A 25,385-nucleotide genomic window follows, 5' to 3' on the forward strand; every position below is an offset into this window, starting at 1 on the left:
AAATTTTAACTAACTGTGTTATACTGTCTGCTTCGTTTTCTTCACCGCGTCAGCAGCGAAGAACCGAACTATACGCCCCATCACAAAACCAGTCAACACCCAATTTCAAAAAAAATTAAAAATTTTCACAACTATCTGTATTTAAATAATTTAAAATTTATTGGATTTTATCGTTCGATAGATAAAACAGATACCCAAAGATAAATACTCCTGCGGCTTTACTCTTAATTGCCACATTCAAACACTCTATATCTCTATATTACTGGCGCTTTAGTCCCATCTACTCTTACAATCTCTACTTTCTCCAATAAAACAATCATAAATTTAGAATAGTCCCTATTATGAGTAACGAAAAGATTCAACAAAAATTTGAACAAGCATATCACTCTTTTATTGAAGAGGAAAATTACGAGGAAGCGCTAAAACGTGCCGAGATTCTTTGCCTTCTCAATCCCCAATCAGTCGAATATCATCATAAAGTTGCTTATGCCTATCTGAAGCAATTGAAATGGGAAAAAGCCATTGAGGCTGAAATGAAAACGCTAGAGCTGGATAGCACCTATATTCCTGCTTTGGATTTACTTGCACATGCTTACGGCGCTCTAGATAACTGGGAAAAAACCGGGTTTTACGGTCATCAGGCTTTGGTTCTAAAAGATAAAGCCATCCCAGACCTAGAACATGAAATCATTCCGACACCAGCTCCAAAAAACGGCAAACGGATTATCTCCTTTTCTTTATTTGGCAATAATTCCAAATATATTGAACCTGCTGTCTTAAATACCCAGCTTGCGCCTGTGCTTTTCCCTGGTTGGACATGCCGTTTTTATGTCGACGATTCTGTATCGGCTGAAGCTATTCAACGATTTAGAAATAACGGTGCCGAAGTGATTAAAGTTGGCGCTCCATTGGACAACTGGCCGGGCACGATGTGGCGCTTTCTTGCCATTAATGATCCCGAGGTTGAATACGTTATTTTCCGTGATGCAGATTCTATTATTTGTTATCGTGATGCAGCGGCCGTATCCGAATGGATAAAAAGTAGCACCCTATTCCACACTATTCGCGACTCAGGCTCGCATACTGCCCTGATTCTTGCGGGTATGTGGGGGGCTAAAGCGGGTGCAGTCCCAGATATGCAGGAAAGGATTCAAAACTTTGTCGATGAGGGCTACCCTTCCAGACATTTTGCCGACCAAGATTTTCTAGAAAAAGAATTGTGGGCCTATATCCGTCAGAATCTGTTTGCACATGACAGATTATTTGATTTCTGTAATGCACACAAAATTCCCGGCGAGTTCTACTCTAATTATCAAATCGCTTTCAGCGAAGGGGTCACCAGCTTTAACGCAACGACTGATTATGAAGACGGCAGTCTGGCAAGATGGACGCTGTACTCCAGTGCTTCGCCTTTGGTCAATCCGGACTACTCGCTCAATGTTGTTCCTGAATTTAAAGTCTGCAGTTATGTGACTGAAGTGAAAAACGGAGCGGTTTCAGCATTCTTACCAAAGAGATATGGTAATGCGATTAAAGCAAAACTGGCCAGAATCAACATCGAACAAATCTAATTTGATTTGATTCCTATATATCTCATTTAATGAACCCGTTATTTATGAGCAAACACATTCTCCTCGGCATTACCGGCGGTATTGCGGCGTATAAATCTTGCGAACTGGTCAGACTGCTGAAAAAGCAAGGACATTCTGTATCAGTAGTGATGACGGATTCTGCGACGGAATTTGTCTCCCCGCTGACTTTCCAAGCTTTAACCGGCAATCCTGTTTTATCGGATACCTATTCAGGTGCTTCCAATAATGGCATGGCGCACATCAATCTGACGCGGGAAGCCGACGCATTTCTTATTGCGCCTGCAACTGCCAATACGATTGCCAAAATTGCCAACGGATTGGCTGATAATCTACTGACCAACTTGGTAGCAGCCAGGAAATGCCCTTTGGCTGTTGCGCCTGCAATGAATGTTGAAATGTGGAGCAACCCTGCCAACCTGCGCAATATTGAGCAGCTGGTTTCAGACGGCATTACCGTGCTTTACCCAAACAGCGGTGAACAGGCTTGCGGCGAAACAGGTACAGGCAGAATGGTCGAAGCGGTCGATCTGGCAGATTTGTTAGAGGATTTATGGACACCCAAGCTGCTGAGTGGCAAAAAAGTTCTGATTACTGCCGGTGCAACGTTTGAAGCCATCGATCCTGTCCGCGGCATTACCAATATTTCCAGCGGACAAATGGGTATGGCTTTAGCGCGTGCGTGCCGTGCTGCCGGAGCGGAAGTCACGCTGATTTACGGTCAAATTCAGACGGCCTTACCCGCAGGCTTGGCTCATTCTGAACAGGCTGTCAGCGCAGAAGCCATGTATCAGGCAGTTCACCGCCATATCCATGAACAAGATGTCTTTATTTCCGTTGCAGCCGTTGCAGACTATAAAGTCAAAAACAGCAGCAACGAGAAACTGAAGAAAAACGGCAATCAGCCCCCGATTATCGAACTGACGGAAAATCCGGATATTCTCGCATCCGTTGCCGCCCTGCCTTCCCCACCATTCTGCGTCGGCTTTGCTGCGGAAAGCCATCAGGTTTTGGAATTTGCTCGGGCAAAACGTTTGCGCAAAAACGTACCGATGCTGGTGGCCAACCAAGTTTCCGTTTCCATGGGTAAGCCAACCAATCAAATCACCATTATTGATGACCTTGCCGAAACCTCATTTCCGGAAACATCGAAACGCCAAGCAGCGGATGAAATCGTCAAACGCCTGGCTGAATTGTTGTCTTGATAAAACAAAAAACAAAAGGCCGTCTGAAAATTTTTCAGACGGCCTTTTGTTTGAATACATTAAATCACAAACCCAATTCGCGCAGGAAACGAATATCGTCTGCCCAACCGGATTTCACTTTCACCCAAATCTTCAAGAAGACTTTGGTATCAAACAATTTTTCCATATCAAGGCGGGCTTCAGTAGAAATTTTCTTCAATTTCTCTCCACCCTTGCCAATCAAAATCGCCTTTTGGCTGTCTTTATCGACCAACACTGCGATATAAATGCGGAACAGTCCGCTTTCCTCTTCCTCAAACTGCTCCACTTCAACATTCATCGCATACGGCAACTCTTCGCCCAAATAGCGGAACAATTTTTCGCGCACAATCTCCATCGCCAGGAATCGACTGGATTTATCCGTCACCATATCTTCCGGATACATCGGGATACTTTCCGGCAGATACGGCTTGAGCAGTTCCAACAGATTGGCAATACGCAGGCCATGTTTCGCGCTGACTGCCTCGCTGGCAGCAAATTCAAACTCTTGGCGTACTTCATTGATAAAAGCCTCAAGCGCAAATTTATCTTTGGCTTTATCTTTATCGATTTTATTGACTACCAATACCACAGGCGTATGCTTAGGCAACTGCTTTAACACCACGCGGTCGGCATCGGTAAAGCGCATGGCTTCCACCACAAAAACCACCACATCCACGCCGCTCAACGCTTCGGTTACGTTTTGATTAAGACGGTCATTCAACGCATTGCGGTGATTGGTTTGAAAACCCGGCGTATCGACAAACACAAATTGCGCCGTATCGTCGGTGTAAATACCGGTGACACGGTTGCGCGTGGTTTGTGCTTTTTTACTGGTAATACTGATTTTCTGACCGATTAAATGGTTCATCAGCGTGGATTTGCCGACATTCGGTCGACCCACGATGGCCACAAAGCCGCAACGATAATCCGTCGGGTGTTGCGACTCGTTTTGCAAAAAGGTTTCGATATCCATGTTATATATGACTTTCTTGATTGTTTCAGACGGCCTTTGCATTTTCTCAAAGGCCGTCTGAAATATTATTTTTTAGCTTTTTTCAAAGGAAACTTCTGTTCCAACCACTCTAAGGCTTCACATGCCGCTTTTTGCTCGGCCACTTTCCGACTGCTGCCGCGTGCGTTGCAGATGAAACCGAGTTCGCCCAAATCGCAGGAAATCACAAACATCGCATCAGCCGTCTGCTCCGCCTGCTCTTCGATTCGGTATTTTGGCAGGGCAAAGCGGCGTGCCTGCAAGGCTTCCTGCAAAGCGGTTTTACTGTCTTTCTTGCCGATATTCAAATCCGCACGTTTCACACGTTCCGCAAACAAATGGCGAACCACTTTTTCCGCCACAGAAAAATCAGCATCAAAGCTGACCGCCGCAAACATTGCTTCCATCGCGTCGGCCAAAATCGAAGGCCGTCTGAAACCGCCGCTCTTCAACTCGCCGGCCCCTAGATACAAACCGTCTCCGACATTCATTTCCAACGCAATTTCAGCCAATACGCCTTCATTCACTAAAGCCGCACGCATCCGTGACAACTCGCCTTCCGACAATTTCGGAAACGCGTCAAACAACATCCGCGCCACGGAATAATTCAAAATCGAATCGCCGACAAATTCAAAACGCTCATTGTGTTTGGCATTGTAGCTGCGGTGGGTCAAAGCCTGCTGAAGCAGCTCCATATTGCGGAACTCATAGCCCAGACGCTTTTGAATCGCTCGATGCGCCTGCTGTTCTCGATGCGCCTGCTGTTTGAGCAAATCAGGTTTCATTCCATACTTTCAAAAAAACAGCCGGAAAACACGCCTCATCCGCAGTGAAACAAAATAAAAAGGCTACACCGGCAACTTTTTTATTTTGGCTCATTGTTTCTTGCGTCCTTCAAGCCGATAAACAATTAAAAGCCGTCATGTTCAAACCTGACGACACTTGCCGACATTGTACCATCAAACCGCCCCTGCACACATCCGTGCGGAAAAGCGGCGAATCGTGTAAAATCATGCCAAATCATCTCTTTGTCAACTCTATGAACAAATTTGCCCAAGCATTGGCCGCAGCGCTCGACCGCTGCATCGTCACCAACACCGTCGCCGAACAAGGAGAATCTGTCGGCTTCCTCTACCGCGAAGCCCCCGTATTTGAAAACGACAGCGGCTGGCGTATTTTCAGCGGCGACGAAACCGACGAATACACCGACAATCCCGACAATTTTAGCATTGTCAGCCTCTCCGCCATTACCACAGATAATCCCGATATCGCGTCCCTGCTGACTCAGGCAGAAGGCAGCGCGTGGGAATTGAACGAAGACGGCGAGTTCCAAGCCGTTGCCGATTGGCAGCCGCAAGAATAACCCATCCCCATTTCGTTTCAGACGGCCTTCTTTATAACAAGGCCGTCTGAAACCGAGCCGAATCCCTATTTCACAAATATTGAAGGAATCATCATGAACATTATCGAACCACGCCTCGATGGCACCAACCTGCGCATCGGCATCGTTCAAGCCCGCTTTACCAACGAAATCGGCAGCGAAATGGTCAAAGTTTGCTGCCGCACCTTAAAAGAATTGGGTGTATCCGAAGACAACATCACGCTTGCCACCGTTCCTGGCGCGCTTGAAGTGCCTATCGCGCTGATGAACCTTGCTTCATCCGAACAATTCGATGCCCTGATTGCTATCGGCGTTGTCATTCGTGGTGAAACTTACCACTTTGAATTGGTATCTAATGAGTCCGGCGCAGGTGTCAGCCGCGTTGCCCTTGACTACAACATCCCTATCGCCAACGCCATCCTAACGACTGAAAACGACGAACAAGCCGTTGCACGCATCGAAGAAAAAGCCTCCGATGCCGCCAAAGTTGCCGTAGAATGTGCCAACTTGGTCAACCATCTTTTGTCAGAACAATACGAAGACGACGAAGAATAAGCTTCTCCCCGTATTGAATACCGCATATTTTCAGACGGCCTCCCAATCATGACATTGAGGCCGTCTGAATCATTCAATATTCAGCCGACAACCATCGGCACTCTCTTCACAAGGAATACCCATGAAAAGCCCACGCCGCCGCGCACGCGAGCTTGCCGTACAAGCCATTTATCAAGCAGGCATCAACAAAACCGCCGCTCCTGAAATCGCTAAAAACATCCACGAACTGTCCCAATCTTCCAATATGGATGAAGAACTGTTCAACAAACTGTTTTTCGGCGCACAAACCCATGCCGCAGAATACATGGAAAAAATCAGCCCCCTGCTCGACCGCGACGAAAAAGACCTCAGTCCTATCGAACGCGCCGTTTTGCTGGTTGCCTGCCATGAGCTGAGCACCATGCCTGAGACCCCCTACCCTGTCATCATCAACGAAGCCATCGAAGTCACCAAAACTTTCGGCGGCACCGATGGCCATAAATTCGTTAACGGCATCCTCGACCAACTGGCTTCCCGCATCCGCCCTGACGAACCGCGCCGCAAAGGCTAAGATTGACTTCGCATCAGGTCGGGATTACCGATCTTTGCCCTGTTTAAGCTAATGTCCTTATACAGCCAAACCATCAAAAAGGCCGTCTGAAATTCAGACGGCCTTTTATCTTTCGATTTATTCTGATTTTGGCATTTCATAACCGGGACAGTTTTGCTTGTCGCTGCTTGCCCAGATGATACCGCTGTCGTTGTAATAAACGGTACAGGTTTCATTTGCGTTGGTTTCTTTGTTAGGCACTGCCTTCAAAATATAACCTGAATCGGAAGGAGTACCTTCAAAACCAATATCAAAATATTGATTCTGCTGTAAATTTTTAGCAGGAAAATCCTCATTATCAGGAAAATCCTTAAATGTCCTTTTTTGAGTGTAGTAGCGTTCGAGCTGTTGGGCGTTATGCAGCATCTGCGTGCGGACGGCGGCAAGGCGCGTTTGGCGGATGTAGTTTTGATAAGACGGATATGCGATGGTAGCGAGAATGGCTGCAATCACAACGACTATCAGCAGCTCGATAAGCGTGAAGCCTTGTTGGTGTTTCATTGTATTTATGTCGTAAATAATTAGAATAAGACATGAATATTATAGTAGTTTTCTTGCGGCTTAAATGTTCAGATTCGGAGGGAGTTTGGGAATTTATGTAAATGAGGTGCAAGTTCTGAAAAATGTTTACTGCCCTTTATTTTTTATTTCAATAAGTTAAACTTCAATTTAAGCCGACCGTCTCTTGGTCGGCCTTGGTCTTTACAGTAAAATCCAGTTGTTTTTTTGTTTCTATCAATACATTTATTGCTTGTCTGCAACGTTATTTTATTGAATTGGTTCCTTTTATATGTCTAAAGTTTTCAAGTGGGCGGCCGGTACGGCTGTTGTAGTAGCAGCGGCTTTCGGCGGCTGGTCTTTGATGAAGCCTGAGCCTCAGTCTTCTTTTATTACAGAAGTGGTCAAACGCGGCGATATCCGTCAAACCGTGTCGGCAACCGGCGAAATCTCACCTTCCAATTTGGTATCCGTAGGCGCGGAAGCTTCAGGTCAGATTAAAAAACTGTATGTGAAACTGGGCCAACAAGTGAAAAAAGGCGATCTGATTGCGGAAATCGACTCAACCAATCAGATCAATACCTTAAATACCGAAAAATCCAAACTGGAAACCTATCAGGCAAAATTGGTTTCTGCCGAAATCGCGCTTTCCAGTGCAGAGAAAAAATATAAACGCGAACTTGCCTTATGGAAAGAACAGGCAACTTCCAAGGAAAACTTGGAATCTGCACAAGACTCTTTAGCCGCAGCCAAAGCCAATGTTGCTGAACTGAAGGCCTCCATTAAACAATCAAAAATCTCCATCAATACAGCCGAATCCGAACTAGGCCACACGCGGATTACCGCCACCATGGACGGTACTGTGGTCGCCATTCCTGTTGAAGAAGGCCAATCCGTCAATGCAGCGCAATCTACGCCGACCATTATCCAGCTAGCAAATCTGGAAACCATGTTAAACAAAATGCAGATTGCAGAGGGCGACATCACGAAAGTCAAAGCCGGTCAGGATATTTCGTTCACCATTTTGTCCGAGCCGGACACCCCGATTAAAGCGAAATTAGACAGTGTCGACCCCGGCCTGACCACCATGTCTTTGGGCAACTACACCAGCAGCACGGACACGACTTCCAATGCGATTTACTACTATGCCCGTGCACTTGTACCGAATCCCGAAGGCAAACTTTCTATCGGCATGACCACTCAAAACACGATCGAAATCAACGGCGTGAAGAATGTTTTACTGGTACCGACGCTAACCGTGAAAAAGCATAACGGCAAATCCTATGTCAGCATTTTGGGCGCAGACAATAAAGCGGTAGAACGCGAAGTGACCGTCGGCTTGAAAGACAGCATGAATACCGAAATCAAAAGCGGCTTGAAAGAAGGCGAAAAAGTGATCGTTTCTGAAATGAGCGCAGATGAAAAGAATAAGAGCAGTGAACGCGCGATGATGGGCGGCGGCCCTCCTCGCTGATTGATTAAGGCCGTCTGAAAGGTTTGGCTGTGTTTCAGACGGCCTTAGTTCCTGTATTTCTATTTTTCGCCCGGAAAGATTATGAGTTTAATCGAATGTAAGAATATCAACCGTTTTTTCGGTAGCGGTGAAAACCGTGTGCACGTATTGAAAGATGTCAGCCTTTCTATTGAGAAAGGCGACTTTGTGGCGATTATCGGCCAGTCCGGCTCAGGCAAATCGACGCTGATGAATATCTTGGGCTGTCTGGATACCGCCACTTCCGGCTCTTATCAAATCGACGGCATCGAAACATCGCAAATGCAGCCGGATGAGCTGGCGGCTTTGCGCCGTGAGCGTTTCGGCTTTATTTTCCAGCGTTACAACCTGTTAAGCTCGCTGACCGCCCGGGACAACGTCGCCCTGCCTGCCGTGTATATGGGCATGGACAGTAAAGAGCGCGCGGAACGTGCGGAAAAACTGTTGGGCGATTTGGGTTTGCAAAATAAAGAAGGCAACAAACCCAGCGAGCTTTCCGGCGGTCAGCAACAACGCGTTTCGATTGCCCGCGCGTTGATGAACGGCGGCGAAATCATCTTTGCCGACGAACCAACCGGCGCATTGGATACCGCCAGCGGTAAAAATGTGATGGAAATCATCCACAAGCTGCACGAAAACGGGCATACCGTGATTATGGTCACCCACGATCCGGGCATTGCGGCAAACGCAAACCGCGTCATTGAAATCCGCGACGGTCAGATTATTTCGGATACGTCTAAAAATCCCGACATTCCACCCAGCAAAGTGGAGAGGATTAAAGAAAAAGCTTCCTGGTCGTTTTATTACGATCAATTTATGGAAGCATTCAAAATGTCTGTGCAGGCGATTATGGCACACAAAATGCGTTCGCTGCTGACCATGCTGGGGATTATCATCGGTATCGCTTCGGTGGTATCGGTAGTGGCCTTAGGTAATGGCTCGCAACAAAAAATCCTGGAAGACATTAACTCGATGGGCACAAACACCATCAGTATCTTCCCCGGCCGTGGTTTTGGCGACCGCCGCAGCGGACGAATCAAGACACTGACGATTAATGACGCAAAAGCCATCAGCCAACAAAGTTACGTCGCCTCCGCCACCCCTCAAACCAGCTCCGGCGGCACCTTAACCTACCGCAACACCGACCTGACTGCCTCGCTTTACGGCGTAGGCGAACAATATTTCGACGTGCGCGGTTTAAAATTGGAAGAAGGCCGTCTGTTTGATGATGACGATGTAAAAACCGATGCCCAAGTCGTCGTCATCGACCAAAACACCAAAACCAAACTCTTCGGCGAAGGTGTCAATCCTTTAGGCAAAACCATCCTTTTCAAAAAACGCCCGTTAACCGTCATCGGCATTATGAAAAAGGATGACAACTCGTTTGGTAATTCCGACTCACTGATGCTTTGGTCGCCTTATACAACGGTCATGCATCAAATTACCGGTGAGAGCCATACTAACTCCATCGTTGTCAAAATCAAAGACGATGCCAACACGCAAGTTGCCGAAAAAAGCCTGACCGAGCTGCTGAAAGCACGCCACGGTACAGAAGACTTCTTTATGAACAACAGCGACAGCATCAAAGAAATGGTTGAAAGCACGACCGGTACCATGACGCTGCTGATTTCTTCCATTGCGGTCATCTCTTTGGTGGTCGGCGGCATCGGCGTGATGAACATCATGCTGGTTTCCGTTACCGAGCGCACCAAAGAAATTGGCGTCCGCATGGCAATCGGCGCACGCCGCAACAATATTTTGCAGCAGTTTCTGATTGAAGCCGTTTTAATCTGTATCATCGGCGGCCTGTCAGGTGTATTGTTGTCCGCAAGCATCAGCCTGGTGTTCAACTACTTTGTCACCAACTTCCCGATGAGCATTTCCATGACTTCCGTCATCGGCGCAGTGGTCTGCTCCACCGCCATCGGTGTCGCATTCGGCTTTATGCCTGCCAACAAGGCTTCCAAGCTCAACCCGATTGATGCGCTGGCTCAGGATTGATTATGTTTCAGACGACCTATTATCTTAAGGCCGTCTGAAATGCTGTTACCCGAAAGATTTTTTATGAAGACGAAACCTTTTTCCCAAGCAGCCTTATCATTGGCTATTGCCCTTGCCCTAAGTGCGTGCGCCGCGTCTAAAGCCAACCCGAACCTTACGCTGGAAGCAACCGGCCAAGTCATGAGCGCGGCGGAAACTGCCGAACGCTACAATGTAAACGGCAACTGGTGGGAAATCTACCAAAGCCCGCAACTCAATGCTCTGATGGAGCAGGCGTTGGCCAACAATGTCGATTTGAAACAGGCGGCCATCAGCGTCAACAAGGCTTTGTACCAAGCCAATATTTTGGGCGCGGATTTGGTGCCTTCGTTCAGCGGATCGTTGGGCGCGAACGCTTCTAAAAACCTGAAAACCGGCAGCCACGGCAATACCTTCAGCAGCCAGCTTGGCTTGAGCTACGAATTGGATTTATGGCGTAAACTCAGTGCCACTGCCGATGCTCAGGTATGGGAATATCAAGCCACGCATGAAGACATGGCCAACACACGCCTGACTTTGATTAATAATGTCGCCGATGCGTATTTCAATATCGCCTACCTGAACGAAGCCATCGAGTTGGCAAAAAAATCGCTGAAGCAATATCAGGAAATCAACCGCATTGCGAATGCCAAATTCCGCTACGGCCGTGCCGACTCCAGTCAGCCGACCCAAGCCAAACAGTCATTGCTGAGCGCGGAAAACAACCTGTTGTCTTTGCAAAACAATTTGGATACGCAAAAACAGGTTTTGCGTAATTTGTTGAATTTAAGGCCGTCTGAAAACATGGCCGCCGATCCGGCACAATTCCGCCTGTTGCCGGTCAAAGGCGTGAACTTGGATGTACCGATTACCGTTTTGGCCAACCGCCCCGACCTGCGCGCCGCCGAATACCGCCTGCAAGCGTCGCAACAATTGGTCAACGCGCAAAAACGCAGTTGGTATCCGTCGATTACTTTGGGCGCAAGTTTGAGTACGTCTTCCGATAAAGCGAAAAGCACGTTCAATATCCCCATGTTAGGCGGATCGGCCACCATCAATCTGCCTTTCCTTAATTGGCAGACCATGAAATGGAAAGACAAAACCGTACAAGCGGAGATGGACAGTGCCAAGCTGAATTTTGAAAAAGCCCTGACCACCGCGCTCAACGAGGTCAACACCAACTACCTTGCCTACAAAAACGCGCAGGCCAGCCTTGCCAATCAAGAACAACGTTATCAGTTGGACAAGAAAAACAGCCATTACTATCAAGTACGCTACCAACACGGTAAAAACGAACTGAAAGACTGGCTGGAGGCTTTGAATTCGGAATATAGCTCGGCTCAAAACCTGCTGAACCAACGCTATGAAGCCTTAAAATACGAAAATATGGTGTATAAAGCCATGGCAGGACGTTATACGCCGAAATAGCATTTTCAGACGGCCTTTGGTTAATTTCCGTCAACGGCCGTCTGAAAAACATTCAAGCAACTGAATTTTCATATATAATCGCGCGTTTATTTGATTTTATCCGGACAACATTATGGCCTTCGCCTCTCTCTTTACGCTTTTGGACGACATTACCGCCGTTTTGGACGACGTAGCGATGATGACCAAAGTCGCCGCAAAAAAAACCGCCGGCGTGGTCGGTGACGATTTGGCGCTCAACGCCAATCAGGTAACCGGCGTATCCGCCGAGCGCGAATTGCCGATTATTTGGGCGGTGGCAAAAGGCTCTCTGGTCAATAAGCTGATTCTGGTGCCGCTTGCACTGTTGCTTTCCGCTTTCCTGCCAGCGCTGATTACGCCCTTGCTGATGATAGGCGGTGTGTATTTGTGTTTTGAAGGCGTGGAAAAACTGTTGCACAAATTTCTACACCGCAATGAACACGAAGACGGACACGATGCCGAGCCTGAAGTCACAGACGAAAAAACAAAAGTTAAAGGCGCGGTCCGTACAGATTTCATCCTCTCCGCCGAAATCATCATTATCGCGCTGGGCGTTGTCGAAAAATATGACCTGATGACGCGTTCTTTGGTTATGGTTGCCATCGGTATCGGCATGACGGTGTTGGTGTACGGCTTGGTCGGCATTATCGTCAAACTTGACGACCTCGGTATGATGCTGATGCGCCAAAAAAGCGCCGCCGTACAAGGCATCGGACGCGGTTTAATTTCATTTATGCCTTGGTTTATGCGCGGCTTGAGCATTGTCGGCACGCTGGCGATGTTCTTGGTCGGCGGCGGACTGATCGCCCACAACCTTGGCTTTTTGCACGATTTCCTCCATGCGCAGCATTGGGACAGCGGCATGATGGAACATATCGCCAATCTGGTGGTCGGAGTAGCCGCCGGCGCATTGGCTTGCGCAATCGTCCTGCCTGCAATGAAATTGTTTCAAAAAGACTGATTTTGTTTCCCTACCGTCTGAAAACTTTTCAGACGGCCTCAATACCATTTAAAGCATGAATATTTTCCGTAAACTCGAACAATATTGGCAACATCCGCTGCTTTACTGGCCGCTGGTCATCTTGATTGCCGCCGCGACACCGTTCACTTTCGCCCCGTATTATCATTTTTGGCTGATGCCGCTGTTGTTTGGCGCACTGATACGCCTGATTGAGTTACGTCCGCGCTTTGCCGTCATGACAGCCTATCTGTTCGGATTAATCGGTTATACGGCGCAGTTTTATTGGATACACACTGCCTTGCATGATGTTTCGGGTTTGCCGGATTCATACGCCATCCCCCTCACCTTCCTGCTGCCGGCTTTTCTCGCGCTTTATCCGGCCATCTGTTTTTGGGTGTGGAGAAAATGCAACCTGTCACGCTGGGCTAAAACCGGCCTGCTGTTGCCGATTTTGTGGACGCTGGCAGAATTTGCCCGCGAACGTTTCCTGACCGGATTCGGTTGGGGCGCAATCGGCTATTCCCAAATCATCAAAGACAGTCCGTTGGCAGGTTTCGCACCTTTGGGCGGCATTCATATGGTCACCCTGGCAACCGCTTTCCTCAGCACATGGCTGGTGTTGCTGATTGACAACCATGGCCGTCTGAAACACCGCCTGCTGCCCTTATTCCTTATCGTTGCGCTCTGCTCCGTCGGCTACATTTCCCAACAAACCGAATACACCCGCCCCGACGGCAGCACCAGCACGGTCGCCCTGATTCAAGGCAATATCGAGCAAAATCTAAAATGGAAGGAAGAGCAAATCATTCCGACCATTCAGAAATACTACGAACAAATCAGCAAGACCAGTGCCGACATCGTCATTCTGCCTGAGACTGCCCTGCCGCTGATGCGACAAGACCTGCCCGAAGGTATCTTGGAACAATTCGCCGAGCAAGCGCAAAGCAACGGCAGCGCGTTGGCCATCGGCATCAGCCAATATACGCCCGACGGCAACGGCTACGAAAATGCAGTCATCAATTTGAGCGACTATCACAACAGCACTTCCGATGTTATCCCCTACTACGCCAAAAACCACCTCGTTCCCTTTGGTGAATACAAACCCTTGCCCGCCATTACCGAGCGTCTCTATAAAATGATGGATATGCCTTTGGCCGACTTTCAAAAAGGCGGCGACAACCAGGCGCCTTTGGTGATGAAAGATCAAAAAGTCGCCTTCAATATCTGCTATGAAGACGGTTTCGGCGACGAACTCATCGCAACGGCGAAACGCTCCACCCTGCTCGCCAACATCAGCAATATGGCGTGGTACGGCAAATCCAATGCCATGTATCAGCAGCTTCAACAGTCCCAAGCGCGTGCAATGGAACTGGGCCGCTACATAGTTCGCGCCACCAATACCGGCGCGACCGCCATTATTTCCCCTAAAGGTACGATTGTTGCCGAAGCCCAACCGGATACAGAAACCGTCCTCGAAGGCCACGTCAAAGGCTATATCGGCGAAACGCCTTATATGAAAGCAGGCGGCTCAACATGGCTTATCAGCATTTTGGCCGTTATCGGCGTATTCCTTATCCTGATTGGCCGGAAGAAACCAGAATAAAAAAATTTTTAAGACCTTGTTATACAAGGTCTTTTTTTATTACCAAAACTATTTACATACAGAAATGTTTGTAATATACTTATCCAAAACCTAGCAAATCACTCAAATTTTCTAAGACAATCAAACCTTGAGATTCAAGCAGTAAAAACTATTGAATCTATCGTTAATTTACAGAAAAAATCCAACCCATAACAAAACAAACCACAGGCAGTGTTATACTGCTTGTCACACAAATAAACAAAAGCCGTTTTCAGACGGCCTAATCAAGGAGAGCATCCTTTTATGAATAAAGCTTTTGCATTACCCGTTATCCACAGCGGCAACGGTAGCCTCGAGCAATACATTCATACTGTCAATAGCATTCCAATGCTGACCGCCGAAGAAGAAACACAACTGGCCGAACGTCAACAAAAAGGCGACCTCAATGCCGCCAAACAACTTATTCTGTCCCATCTTCGCGTCGTCGTATCCATTGCACGCGGCTACGACGGCTACGGCCTCAACCAAGCCGACCTGATTCAAGAAGGTAATATCGGCCTGATGAAAGCCGTCAAACGCTACGAACCGAGCCGCGGCGCGCGCCTGTTTTCGTTTGCCGTGCATTGGATTAAAGCCGAAATCCATGAATTCATTTTGCGCAACTGGCGTTTGGTCCGCGTTGCCACAACCAAACCGCAACGCAAACTGTTCTTCAATCTGCGCAGCATGCGTAAAAACCTGAATGCCTTGTCTCCAAAAGAAGCGCAAGAAATCGCCGACGATTTGGGCGTCAAATTGTCCGAAGTCTTGGAAATGGAACAACGCATGACCGGTCACGATATCGGCATCATGGCAGAAAACAACGATGACGAAGACAACTTCGCCCCTATCGACTGGTTGGCCGATCACGATGCAGAGCCTAGCCGCCAGTTGTCCAAACAAGCCCACTACGCCCTGCAAACCGAAGGTCTGCAAAACGCCTTGGCACAACTGGACGACCGCAGCCGCCGTATCGTTGAAAGCCGCTGGTTGCAAGACGATGGCGGTTTGACCCTGCACGAATTGGCTGCCGAATACGGCGTATCTGCCGAACGCATCCGCCAAATCGAAGCCAAAGCCATGCAAAAACTGCGCGGTTTCTTGGAAGAAGAAGCTGAAGCCGTTTAAGCCTTTCTTGATAAAAGGCCGTCTGAATCTTTTCAGACGGCCTTTTCGATGGCAAACCTCATTGCATCTTCTCCCCCAACACATTCATTTTAAAGCCCACTTAAGCTATAATACCCACCACACACACTACCCAGTCATACCATAACCATGCAACTTACCGTCGTCGGACTCAATCATCAAACCGCGCCCTTGAGCATACGCGAAAAACTGGCATTTGCAGCTGCAAATCTGCCGGATGCCGTGTCCAACCTCGCGCGCAGTGAGGCGGCGGAAGAAGCAGTTATTCTTTCTACCTGCAACCGCACCGAGCTTTACTGCGTCGGTGAAACCGAAAAAATCATCGACTGGTTGGCGCAATATCACAACCTGCCTGTCGAAGAAATCCGCCCTTACCTCTATACCTTGGATAACAATGAAACCGTCCGCCACGCCTTCCGCGTCGCCTGCGGTTTGGACTCCATGGTCTTGGGCGAACCGCAAATTCTCGGTCAAATCAAAGATGCCGTCCGCGTTGCGCAAGAACAGGAAAGCATCAACACCCACTTAAACGCCCTGTTTCAAAAAACCTTTGCCGTTGCCAAAGAAGTGCGTACCGACACTGCTGTCGGCGAAAACTCCGTCTCCATGGCTTCTGCATCGGTCAAAATGGCAGAGCAAATCTTCCCTTCCATTTCCGATCTGAACGTCCTCTTTATCGGTGCAGGCGAAATGATTGAGCTGGTGGCCACTTATTTTGCCGCCAAAAATCCCAAGCTCATTACCGTTGCCAACCGTACACACCAGCGCGCGCAGGAATTGTGCGACAAACTCGGTGTCAACGCCGAAGCCTGCCTGCTGAACGAATTACCCGATATTCTTCACGATTACGACGTGGTTGTTTCTTCCACTGCCAGCCAACTCCCACTCGTCGGCAAAGGCATGGTCGAGCGCGCATTGAAAAAACGCCACAACATGCCTGTTTTCCTGCTGGATTTGGCCGTTCCGCGCGATATCGAAGCCGAAGTCGGCGAATTGGAAGACGCATATCTCTATACCGTAGACGACATGATGGACATTGTCCAAAGCGGTAAAGACGCGCGCAAAAAGGCAGCGGCAGCGGCTGAAAGCATGGTGGAAGAAAAAGTCAGCGAATTTATCCGCCTGCAGAAAAACCGCCAAAGCGTTCCGCTTATCCGCGCCTTACGCGACGAAGGCGAACGCGCGCGCCGCCAAGTATTGGAAAATGCCATGAAGCAACTGGCAAAAGGCGTATCCGCCGAGGATGTCCTCGAACGCCTCTCCATTCAGTTGACTAACAAACTGCTCCACTCTCCGACACGCACACTCAATAAAGCTGGCTCGGACAACAGCGAATTAATCGATGCCGTGGCGCAGATCTACCATTTAGATCAACACGACTGACCTCAATTTAAAGGCCGTCTGAAAGAAGCGAACCGACCGACAGGTCATATTCCAAAGTTTTCAGACGGCCTTAAAACAATAAAATCCCAATTATCATTTTTTCATTTAAAATGAAATGCTTGAAAAAAAACCGTTAAAGTGTAAAAATCCTACCTTATACATTTAAACAGCATTCAAACAATAAAACTGCCTGCCGGCTCAAACGCATGCCGACAATACGATAGGCACCGGCAAAAGGAACTTTCGTGAATATTAAAACAAACACATATCTGGCCCTTGCTGTTCTCTCAGCTTCCCTTCTTTCAGGTTGCGACAAAGTCAGCACCTTTTTCGACAAAGACGAAAACAAAGAACTCGTCCAACGCATAGAAACCAATACCGATGACGGGAAAGTCGGTATGCTGTTGCCCGACTTCGCCCAACTGGTACAAAACGAAGGACAGGCAGTCGTCAATATTCAAGCGACACCGGCAAAACGCACCGCGACACCGGATGACGACCACAGCATGGACCTGAGCCAATTCCCCGACAATGATCCGTTTTACGAGTTCTTCAAGCGCCTTGTTCCCAATATGCCCGACATGCCGCAAGAAGATACCGAAAGCGACGCTTTGAATTTCGGTTCCGGCTTTATTATCAGCAAAGACGGTTATATCCTGACCAATACCCACGTGGTTGCCGGCATGGGCAATATCAAAGTCCTGCTCAACGACAAACGCGAATACACGGCCAAACTGGTCGGCTCAGACACTCAATCCGACGTTGCCCTCTTAAAAATCGAGCCGCAAGAAGACTTGCCGGTTGTCAAAATCGGCAATCCGAAAGATTTGAAACCGGGTGAATGGGTAGCCGCCATCGGCGCACCTTTCGGCTTTGACAACAGCGTAACTTCAGGCATCGTCTCCGCCAAAGGCCGCAGCCTGCCGAATGAAAACTATACGCCGTTCATCCAAACCGACGTTGCCATCAACCCCGGCAACTCAGGCGGTCCACTATTCAACCTCCGCGGCCAAGTAGTCGGCATCAACTCGCAAATTTACAGCCGCAGCGGCGGTTTCATGGGCATTTCGTTTGCCATTCCGATTGATGTCGCCATGAATGTGGCCGACCAATTAAAAGCCAACGGCAAAGTCCAACGCGGTCAATTAGGCGTAGTTATTCAAGAAGTTTCTTACGATTTGGCCAAATCTTTCGGTTTAGACAAAGCAAGCGGCGCACTGATTGCCAAAATCATGCCGAACAGCGCGGCACAACAAGCCGGTTTGCAGGTTGGCGACATCGTACGCAAAGTTAACGGCGAAGAAGTCCGCGCTTCCAGCGACTTGCCTGTTATGGTCGGCTCGATTATGCCGGGTAAAGAAGTGACTTTGAGTATTTGGCGCGGCGGCAAACAAACCGATGTCAAAGTCAAACTTGGCAGCGCAGCCGAGCAAACGGAAACTTCTGCAAAAGAAGCCGAACATCCGCAACACGAAGGCGGCCATGACGGCTTTACCGTTGAAAACGCAGGCCTGACTTTGCAGGTTGAAAACGCCGACGGCAAACAACGCTTGATCGTTCTGCGCGTTAGCGGTGCGGCCGAACGTGCCGGCCTCAAACGCGGCGACGAAATCATTGCCGTCAGCCAAATCAGCGTCAATGACGAATCCACTTTCCGTAGCGCATTGGAAAGCTCAGGCAAAAACGTACCGCTTTTGGTACAACGCGACGGCAATACTTTGTTCCTCGCGCTAAATCTGCAGTAGTCCGATTTTTCAGACGGCATGATGATGTGTTAGATGATAAAATACCCATCTGTCAGAGGCGGTGGGTATTTTGTTATCCGTCTTCCAATTTAGGCCGTCTGAAAATATTTCACCGCTTATATACAATATAATTATGCAACTTATTAATTATTCGAATTCTATTTTATCCATCGTCCCGGCAGCCATTGCGCTCGCCTTGGCCATTGCCACGCGCCGTGTATTGCTGTCCCTCGGTGTCGGCATTATCGTCGGCTCATTCCTGCTGGTAGGCGGTAATCCACTCGATGCCTTGATTCACTTAAAAGACATGGCGGTCAGCCTGACTTGGGCGGACGGCGATTGGTCTTTGGGCAAACCCAAAATCCTGCTCTTTTTGGTGCTTTTGGGGATTTTCACTTCCCTGCTGACGCATTCCGGCAGTAACCAAGCATTTGCCGATTGGGCAAAACAGCACATCAAAGGCCGTCGCGGGGCGAAGCTGCTGACCGCCTGTCTGGTATTCGTTACCTTTATTGACGACTATTTCCACAGCCTTGCCGTCGGTGCGATTGCCCGCCCTGTAACCGACAAATTCAAAGTTTCCCGCGCCAAACTGGCTTATATCCTTGACTCCACTGCCGCGCCGATGTGCGTTTTGATGCCTGTATCCAGCTGGGGGGCGTCGATTATTGCTACTTTGGCAGGCCTTTTGGTGACTTACAACATCACAGACTACACACCAATGGGCGCATTCGTGGCCATGAGCCTGATGAATTACTACGCCGTCTTCGCATTAATTATGGTGTTTGTCGTTGCTTGGTTCTCCTTCGACATCGGCTCTATGGCTCGTTTGGAACGCGCCGCTTTGAACGAAACTCATGATGAAACCATTGAAACAGGCCATCCTAACGGCCGCGTATTCGCGCTGATTGTGCCGGTTTTAGTACTGATCATCGCCACTGTTTCCGCTATGATTTACACTGGCGCACAAGCTTCTGAAACCTTCTCTTTGCTCAGCGCGTTTGAAAATACCGACGTGAACACTTCCCTCGTATTCGGCGGTACTTGCGGTGTATTGGCCGTCATCCTCTGCACCATCGGCACCATCAAAACCAACGATTACCCTAAAGCCATTTGGCAGGGCATCATCTCTATGCGCGGTGCCATTACCATCTTGATTTTGGCATGGATCATCAGCACCGTTGTCAGTGAGATGCACACCGGCGAATACCTCTCCACTTTGGTGGCAGGCAATATCCACGCAGGCTTCCTACCCGTGATTTTGTTTCTGCTCGCAGGCGTGATGGCCTTCGCTACCGGCACAAGTTGGGGCACATTCGGCATCATGTTGCCGATTGCCGCCGCCATGGCCGTCAAAGTTGAACCTTCGCTGATTATCCCTTGCATGTCTGCCGTAATGGCCGGTGCCGTATTTGGCGACCACTGCTCGCCAATTTCCGATACCACCATCCTCTCTTCTACCGGCGCACACTGTAACCACATCGACCACGTTACCTCGCAATTCCCTTATGCGCTGACCGTAGCCGCATCTGCTGCCACAGGCTACCTTGCACTGGGCATGACCGGTTCTGCGCCTTTAGGTTTTGTGGTAACCGGCATCGTGATGGTTGTGTTGATTTTGATCTTAAAAGACAAGAAAAAAGCAACTGCCTAATTCAAAACCAATATTCAGACGGCCTGAGATATTCCTATACTCTCAGGCCGTCTGAACATAACGATTATCCAATATATACATTATTCAGGACAAAACAATGAATACGCCTCATCTTCCACGCGGCCCAGTCATGGCCGACGTTGCCGCCTATCATCTGACCGAAGAAGAAAAACAACGCCTGCTCGACCCTGCCGTCGGTGGCGTTATTTTGTTCCGCCGCAACTTTGAAAACGTTTCCCAGCTCAAAGCTTTGGTTCAAGAAATCAAAGCCGTCCGTACACCTGAACTCATCATCGCCGTCGACCACGAAGGCGGACGGGTTCAACGTTTTATTGACGGCTTCACCCGCCTACCGGCCATGAACGTATTGGGCGAAATTTGGGACAACGAAGGCAAAGAAGCCGCCTGCGCCCAAGCAGAACAAGTCGGCTGGGTTTTGGCAACCGAACTCTCCGCCTGCGGTATCGACCTATCCTTTACACCTGTATTGGATTTGGACTGGGGTCAATGCGCCGTCATCGGCAACCGCAGTTTCCACCGCGACGCCAACATCGTGACCCAACTTGCCCTTGCCCTGCAAAAAGGTCTGAACAAAGGCGGTATGAAATCTTGCGGCAAACACTTCCCTGGCCACGGCTTTGTCGAAGGCGACAGCCATCACGTCCTGCCTTGCGACGAACGCAGCCGCGAAGCGCTCGAAGCCGCCGACCTTATCCCATTCCGAGCATTGAGCCAAGCAGGCATGGCCGCAGTCATGCCTGCCCACGTCGTATACCCGCAAATCGACAGCCAACCTGCCGGCTTCTCCGAAAAATGGCTGAAACAAATCCTGCGCCAAGAAATCGGATTTAACGGTGTTATCTTTTCAGACGACCTGACCATGGAAGGCGCATGCGGTGTCGGCGGTATTAAAGAACGCGCCCGCCTTTCTTTTGAAGCAGGCTGCGATATTGTACTGGTGTGCAACCGTCCTGACTTGGTAGATGAATTGCGAGACGGTTTCCACGCACCGGCAAACGCCGATTTGGCCGCCCGTTGGCAATACATGTCCAACACATTGACCGTACAAGAAGCTGCCGATATCATGGCAACCGAAGCATTCCAAGCCGCCCAACAAGCAACTGCCAAACTGGCAACACCAAAAGACATCGCAGGCGGTGTCAAAGTCGGCGAAGCATTCTGATTCAAGGCTGTCTGAAACATTGACGGCAAATAAAAAAGGAAGACTTGAAAAAGTCTTCCTTTTTTGTCTTCCTAATTAATGAAGTTTTACGTTATAGCGACGTTCCAAACGTAAGAATACCCATCCTAATACACTTGTCAATACAAGATAAATCAATGCAACCGTATAAAGTGGCTCTTGGAATATCGAATACTGACCTGTGATTGCTTTTTGAACAGACATAAGTTCAGGAACTGCAATAACAGACAGCAAAGAACTATCTTTCAAAAGTGTGATAAATTCACCTGCAAGTGGCGGCAACATACGGCGAAGAGCCTGAGGCAAAATCACATAACGCATCGCCTGGGTATAGGTCAGACCCAAAGAACGCGCAGCTTCCATTTGGCCTTTATCAATCGACTGGATACCGGCACGGAAAATCTCACAAACATATGCACCTGAGTTGGCAATCAAAGCCATTAAACCAGCGATCAATGGGCCATAAGAACGACGAAAATTAATTGCAGATTCTCCGCTGATTAATGCACCATCGGTAGGATGTACAAAAAATGGGAAAATAACAAAAGCCCAAATAATAACTTGAGCAAGCAATGGCGTACCGCGGAACAACGCAACATACACAAAAGAAATCTTACGCAACACCCAAGCCAAGGCACGTATCGGCGCACCGGCTTTTTCCGGATTAACCAAACGAGCCAATGCCAGCAGCAAACCTAAAATCGAACCGCCTATCGTTGCAACCACTGTAATTCCCAGCGTCGCTAATACGCCGTAAAAAAACATCCAGCGGTATTCATAAATAATGTCAAAACGAAAATCCATAACCCTTCCGTCGGTCAAAATCGGTAACTAATCCGAATATTTTTTAAAATGAAGCTTGATATTTTACAAGAAAATACATTGCTTGAACGGTTTTTTGTTAAATTATTCCGCCCAACCCTGCTTTTTTTACATTCCCAACGTATTGCAGCCACTTTTTACCTTTCATCATAGTAAAAATTAGCATATTTTGACAAAAATCGCAAAAAACTTAAGCTAAATGGCTGAAAACAAAGTGCGGTTAATTTCTAAGAAGTTTTTAAACTCACTAAAAATTAACCGAACTTGATACTTCCGATAGACTCAATATTTAACACTACAAATATTTTTTCATCAATTCATAAATTGGTTTTAATTGAGGCTCATTAGCTGTAGGTTTATAACTTTCAAGAATGGTTTCATCCTCATTTACTAAGTAATGCACATTTGCCCCTTTTTGAAGCATAAGCTCTAAAACATCCAATCTCTCTGGGATATATCCAATCATAGATAAAGGGATTAAACCATCTTGGTTGGGTAAATTAGGATTTGCTCCTGCTTTGAGCAACGCTATCGCCGCCTCAGCATTTTTACTTCGTAATGCATAATGCAAAGGAGTCATTCCGTACATATCTTGCGCATTAATCTCCACTCCATGTTTTATATAAAACTCCACAACCGACAATGGAGCCGCAAAAATTAAATTACACTGGTGTAGCCAATTCCATTTGTCTGCCGATACATAGTGAATATCTAACTTTTTACTTATAAAGAAAATATCCTCCAGCATTGCGATATTTCCTTCTCTATCTGATATCGCAACAAGCATCTTAGGGTCATCTTTATATTCTTCATATAAATTTGTCATATTAGTCTCCTCTTTTGTGTAAAAACAATTTCATATCCTCTTTAATTTTTTGAATATCACCATTTCCCGGCATCTCATTTCTATGACTCCGATTTTCAGACATATTTTCTAACCTAAATTTATTAGGTCTTGCATTTACATAATCATTAAATTGTTTTTGACTCCAATTTAATTCTTTAGCTGCAAGAGATAATCGTCTATGCTCCCAGCCATATGCATGTCCTATATCGATTGGTCCTTTGATTATCGCACGAGTAATCTTATCTCGGTAATCACCATTAGGTAGAGCCTCGTATTGTTCAAAGATTTTCTTCATGGTATCAGAACGAAGATAGGAGCGATTATAAAATTGATCTACAGGTTTATCTGTCGATAAATAACGTCCTGTTTGCTCATCAATTCGTTGAGATAGTCTATTAAAATGAGGATCTGTTCCTGCGTTATGATTCACTGTTTCAAAACGATTTAAGTCTTTTTTGATCACAGTAATTTCTTTTCCATCCTGATTTTTAAACTTATAAGCATGATAACCTTCAATTTCGCCTATTCGTTGAACACCATCTGGCAAAGCATGCCAGCAATCATTATGCACCCATACTCCATCCGAATCACTATTAGCTCCTTTAATGAAGTAAGTATGGTCATTTTCAACCGTTAAGTTATATGCATTCAACTTCTTAGCCTTAATGCTAACATCTTTTACCGTCTGCCATTAGTTATTCTCTGATAGGACATTTTCCGTATAAAAAACAAAGCGCAAACCCGACACAAAATTGACCGAAACACAAAAACAGCGGATAATCCGCCCATTCTTCAAACATCTTTCAGACGGCCTTCCCTCTTCCCTTGAGGGCCGTCTGAAAACATTTTAAAAAGCATAAAACATGAAAGCACCCGAACTCTTATTGCCTGCAGGCGGCCTCGAACGTATGCGCGCCGCCTACGACTACGGCGCAGACGCCGTTTACGCCGGCAGCCCGCGTTACTCCCTGCGCGCCCGCAACAACGAATTTGCCAAACTCGACGTCCTTGAGCAAGGCATTAAAGAAGCGCACGAGCGCAACAAAAAATTCTTCCTGACCGTCAATACGCTGCCGCACAACTCCAAACTCAAAACCTTCGTTTCCGATATGGAACCCTTGATTGCCATGAAACCCGACGCGCTGATTATGGCGGATCCAGGTTTAATCATGACCGTGCGCGAAAAATGGCCGGAAATGCCGATCCACCTATCCGTTCAGGCAAACACCACCAACTACTGGGGCGTGAAATTCTGGCAAAACATCGGCGTCGAACGCATTATTCTGTCGCGCGAATTGAGCATGGAAGAAATCGCTGAAATCCGCCAAGAATGCCCCGACATCGAACTCGAAGTCTTCATCCACGGTGCATTGTGTATCGCCTACTCAGGCCGCTGCCTGCTCTCCGGCTACTTCAACCACCGCGATCCCAACCAAGGCACCTGCACCAATTCCTGCCGTTGGGATTACAAAGTCCACAATGCCGTCGAAAGCGACGCGGGTGATGCCCAGCTTCTGCAAGGTTTCAACTTTGAAAAAGCCCAAGAAGAAGCCAACCAAAACTTTGAAGGCATCAATGGTCAAAAACGCCACCCATACGCTGACAAAGTTTTCCTGATTGAAGAGTCCAACCGCCCGGGCGAAATGATGCCGATTATGGAAGACGAGCACGGCACCTACATCATGAACTCCAAAGACCTTCGCGGCATTGAAGTGGTTGAAAAACTGGCCAAAATCGGCGTAGACAGCCTCAAAGTCGAAGGCCGCACCAAATCACTTTATTATGTTGCACGCGTGGCCCAGTCCTACCGCAAAGCGATTGACGATGCCGTTGCAGGCCGTCCGTTTGACTACGGCTTGTTGAGCGAACTCGAAGGCCTTGCCAACCGTGGCTACACCAGCGGCTTCCTCGAGCGCCACCAAACTCAGGATTACCAAAACTACCTGACCGGCCACTCCATCGCCAAACAAAGCCAATATGTCGGCCACGTTACCGAAATCGATGAAAACGGCTGGGCGACCATCGAAGTCAAAAACCGCTTTGCCATCGGCGATTCACTCGAAATCATCCACCCGAGCGGCAACCAAACCATCAAATTGGAACAAATGACCCGCAAAGGCCAGCCTGTCGATGTTGCCCCAGGCAACGGCATTCAGGTCAAAATCCCTAACATGCAGGGCAAAGAAAAAGCTTTGGTTGCGCGGATTATGAATCCTTAA

22 protein-coding genes and 1 pseudogene are annotated in these 25,385 nt (G+C 47.9%); 16 read left to right on the top strand and 7 right to left on the bottom strand.

Annotated features, from left to right (window positions below; all coding sequences use genetic code 11):
- Positions 1 to 341 precede the first annotated feature (341 nt).
- Positions 342 to 1,571 (top strand): tetratricopeptide repeat protein, encoded by a 1,230-nt coding sequence (locus ACTHRE_RS06535; protein WP_440344909.1) that lies wholly within the window; start codon positions 342 to 344, stop codon positions 1,569 to 1,571.
- Between the two features lie 44 nt (positions 1,572 to 1,615).
- Positions 1,616 to 2,794, top strand: coding sequence for a bifunctional phosphopantothenoylcysteine decarboxylase/phosphopantothenate--cysteine ligase CoaBC (gene coaBC / locus ACTHRE_RS06540; protein ID WP_440344910.1), 1,179 nt, complete (start codon positions 1,616 to 1,618; stop codon positions 2,792 to 2,794).
- A 64-nt stretch (positions 2,795 to 2,858) separates the two neighbouring features.
- On the opposite strand, the gene era is transcribed toward coaBC, so the two are convergent.
- Both era and rnc read right to left on the bottom strand, forming a co-directional pair.
- Complete coding sequence (gene era, locus ACTHRE_RS06545) at positions 2,859 to 3,788, bottom strand: GTPase Era (protein ID WP_036493257.1); 930 nt, start codon at positions 3,786 to 3,788, stop codon at positions 2,859 to 2,861.
- 65 nt (positions 3,789 to 3,853) lie between these two features.
- Complete coding sequence (rnc, locus tag ACTHRE_RS06550) at positions 3,854 to 4,591, bottom strand: ribonuclease III (protein ID WP_440344911.1); 738 nt, start codon at positions 4,589 to 4,591, stop codon at positions 3,854 to 3,856.
- A gap of 254 nt (positions 4,592 to 4,845) precedes the next feature.
- Here rnc and ACTHRE_RS06555 point away from each other — a divergent pair, with 254 nt between their 5' ends.
- From ACTHRE_RS06555 to nusB, 3 genes are all read left to right on the top strand, one after another.
- On the top strand, positions 4,846 to 5,169 hold the full coding sequence (locus ACTHRE_RS06555; RefSeq protein WP_070646332.1) for a DUF2185 domain-containing protein: 324 nt from the start codon (positions 4,846 to 4,848) through the stop codon (positions 5,167 to 5,169).
- 93 nt (positions 5,170 to 5,262) lie between these two features.
- Positions 5,263 to 5,742 carry a 6,7-dimethyl-8-ribityllumazine synthase gene (ribH, locus tag ACTHRE_RS06560; RefSeq protein ID WP_036493252.1) on the top strand — a complete coding sequence of 160 codons (480 nt, stop codon included), beginning with the start codon at positions 5,263 to 5,265 and terminating at the stop codon, positions 5,740 to 5,742.
- Between the two features lie 121 nt (positions 5,743 to 5,863).
- On the top strand, positions 5,864 to 6,292 hold the full coding sequence (nusB, locus tag ACTHRE_RS06565; protein WP_070646317.1) for a transcription antitermination factor NusB: 429 nt from the start codon (positions 5,864 to 5,866) through the stop codon (positions 6,290 to 6,292).
- 117 nt (positions 6,293 to 6,409) lie between these two features.
- On the opposite strand, the gene ACTHRE_RS06570 is transcribed toward nusB, so the two are convergent.
- A complete protein-coding gene (locus tag ACTHRE_RS06570; RefSeq protein ID WP_107697200.1) occupies positions 6,410 to 6,832 on the bottom strand; it encodes a type IV pilin protein in 423 nt (140 codons plus the stop codon).
- A 289-nt stretch (positions 6,833 to 7,121) separates the two neighbouring features.
- On the opposite strand from ACTHRE_RS06570, the gene ACTHRE_RS06575 reads away from it, so the two are divergent.
- The 10 genes from ACTHRE_RS06575 to nagZ all read left to right on the top strand — a co-directional run bounded on the left by ACTHRE_RS06575 (position 7,122) and on the right by nagZ (position 21,479).
- On the top strand, positions 7,122 to 8,303 hold the full coding sequence (locus ACTHRE_RS06575) for an efflux RND transporter periplasmic adaptor subunit (RefSeq protein WP_049331220.1): 1,182 nt from the start codon (positions 7,122 to 7,124) through the stop codon (positions 8,301 to 8,303).
- A gap of 81 nt (positions 8,304 to 8,384) precedes the next feature.
- Positions 8,385 to 10,322, top strand: coding sequence for a MacB family efflux pump subunit (locus ACTHRE_RS06580; protein ID WP_377073779.1), 1,938 nt, complete (start codon positions 8,385 to 8,387; stop codon positions 10,320 to 10,322).
- A gap of 63 nt (positions 10,323 to 10,385) precedes the next feature.
- Positions 10,386 to 11,768 (top strand): TolC family protein, encoded by a 1,383-nt coding sequence (locus tag ACTHRE_RS06585; RefSeq protein WP_107724174.1) that lies wholly within the window; start codon positions 10,386 to 10,388, stop codon positions 11,766 to 11,768.
- A 112-nt stretch (positions 11,769 to 11,880) separates the two neighbouring features.
- Complete coding sequence (locus tag ACTHRE_RS06590; RefSeq protein ID WP_377073780.1) at positions 11,881 to 12,747, top strand: DUF808 domain-containing protein; 867 nt, start codon at positions 11,881 to 11,883, stop codon at positions 12,745 to 12,747.
- Between the two features lie 55 nt (positions 12,748 to 12,802).
- Entirely contained in the window at positions 12,803 to 14,350 is a 1,548-nt protein-coding gene (gene lnt / locus ACTHRE_RS06595) for an apolipoprotein N-acyltransferase (RefSeq protein ID WP_371459871.1), read from the top strand.
- A gap of 282 nt (positions 14,351 to 14,632) precedes the next feature.
- A complete protein-coding gene (rpoH, locus tag ACTHRE_RS06600; RefSeq protein WP_377073781.1) occupies positions 14,633 to 15,496 on the top strand; it encodes an RNA polymerase sigma factor RpoH in 864 nt (287 codons plus the stop codon).
- A gap of 147 nt (positions 15,497 to 15,643) precedes the next feature.
- Entirely contained in the window at positions 15,644 to 16,897 is a 1,254-nt protein-coding gene (gene hemA / locus ACTHRE_RS06605) for a glutamyl-tRNA reductase (RefSeq protein ID WP_070646293.1), read from the top strand.
- Between the two features lie 245 nt (positions 16,898 to 17,142).
- Positions 17,143 to 18,642: a DegQ family serine endoprotease gene (locus ACTHRE_RS06610; protein WP_070822867.1), complete on the top strand. Its 1,500-nt coding sequence runs from the start codon at positions 17,143 to 17,145 to the stop codon at positions 18,640 to 18,642.
- A 133-nt stretch (positions 18,643 to 18,775) separates the two neighbouring features.
- On the top strand, positions 18,776 to 20,296 hold the full coding sequence (locus ACTHRE_RS06615; RefSeq protein ID WP_377073782.1) for a Na+/H+ antiporter NhaC family protein: 1,521 nt from the start codon (positions 18,776 to 18,778) through the stop codon (positions 20,294 to 20,296).
- Positions 20,297 to 20,393: 97 nt separating this feature from the next.
- Complete coding sequence (gene nagZ / locus ACTHRE_RS06620; protein ID WP_440344912.1) at positions 20,394 to 21,479, top strand: beta-N-acetylhexosaminidase; 1,086 nt, start codon at positions 20,394 to 20,396, stop codon at positions 21,477 to 21,479.
- 75 nt (positions 21,480 to 21,554) lie between these two features.
- Here nagZ and ACTHRE_RS06625 read toward each other — a convergent pair whose 3' ends face one another.
- From ACTHRE_RS06625 to ACTHRE_RS06640, 4 genes and pseudogenes are all read right to left on the bottom strand, one after another.
- On the bottom strand, positions 21,555 to 22,301 hold the full coding sequence (locus tag ACTHRE_RS06625) for an amino acid ABC transporter permease (RefSeq protein WP_315037872.1): 747 nt from the start codon (positions 22,299 to 22,301) through the stop codon (positions 21,555 to 21,557).
- Positions 22,302 to 22,614: 313 nt separating this feature from the next.
- A complete protein-coding gene (locus ACTHRE_RS06630; protein WP_296184646.1) occupies positions 22,615 to 23,145 on the bottom strand; it encodes an ankyrin repeat domain-containing protein in 531 nt (176 codons plus the stop codon).
- A gap of 1 nt (position 23,146) precedes the next feature.
- Positions 23,147 to 23,461 carry a GH-E family nuclease gene (locus tag ACTHRE_RS06635; protein WP_377073803.1) on the bottom strand — a complete coding sequence of 105 codons (315 nt, stop codon included), beginning with the start codon at positions 23,459 to 23,461 and terminating at the stop codon, positions 23,147 to 23,149.
- Positions 23,462 to 23,737: 276 nt separating this feature from the next.
- Positions 23,738 to 23,842 (bottom strand): annotated as a pseudogene (locus tag ACTHRE_RS06640) (polymorphic toxin-type HINT domain-containing protein); the annotation flags it as partial.
- A 187-nt stretch (positions 23,843 to 24,029) separates the two neighbouring features.
- Here ACTHRE_RS06640 and trhP point away from each other — a divergent pair.
- The gene (gene trhP / locus ACTHRE_RS06645) at positions 24,030 to 25,385 is read left to right on the top strand and encodes a prephenate-dependent tRNA uridine(34) hydroxylase TrhP (RefSeq protein ID WP_070606783.1); all 1,356 of its coding nucleotides are present in this window, start codon (positions 24,030 to 24,032) and stop codon (positions 25,383 to 25,385) included.

It is taken from the genome of Neisseria sp. P0001.S007 (assembly GCF_051963655.1).
Taxonomy (GTDB): domain Bacteria; phylum Pseudomonadota; class Gammaproteobacteria; order Burkholderiales; family Neisseriaceae; genus Neisseria; species Neisseria subflava_A.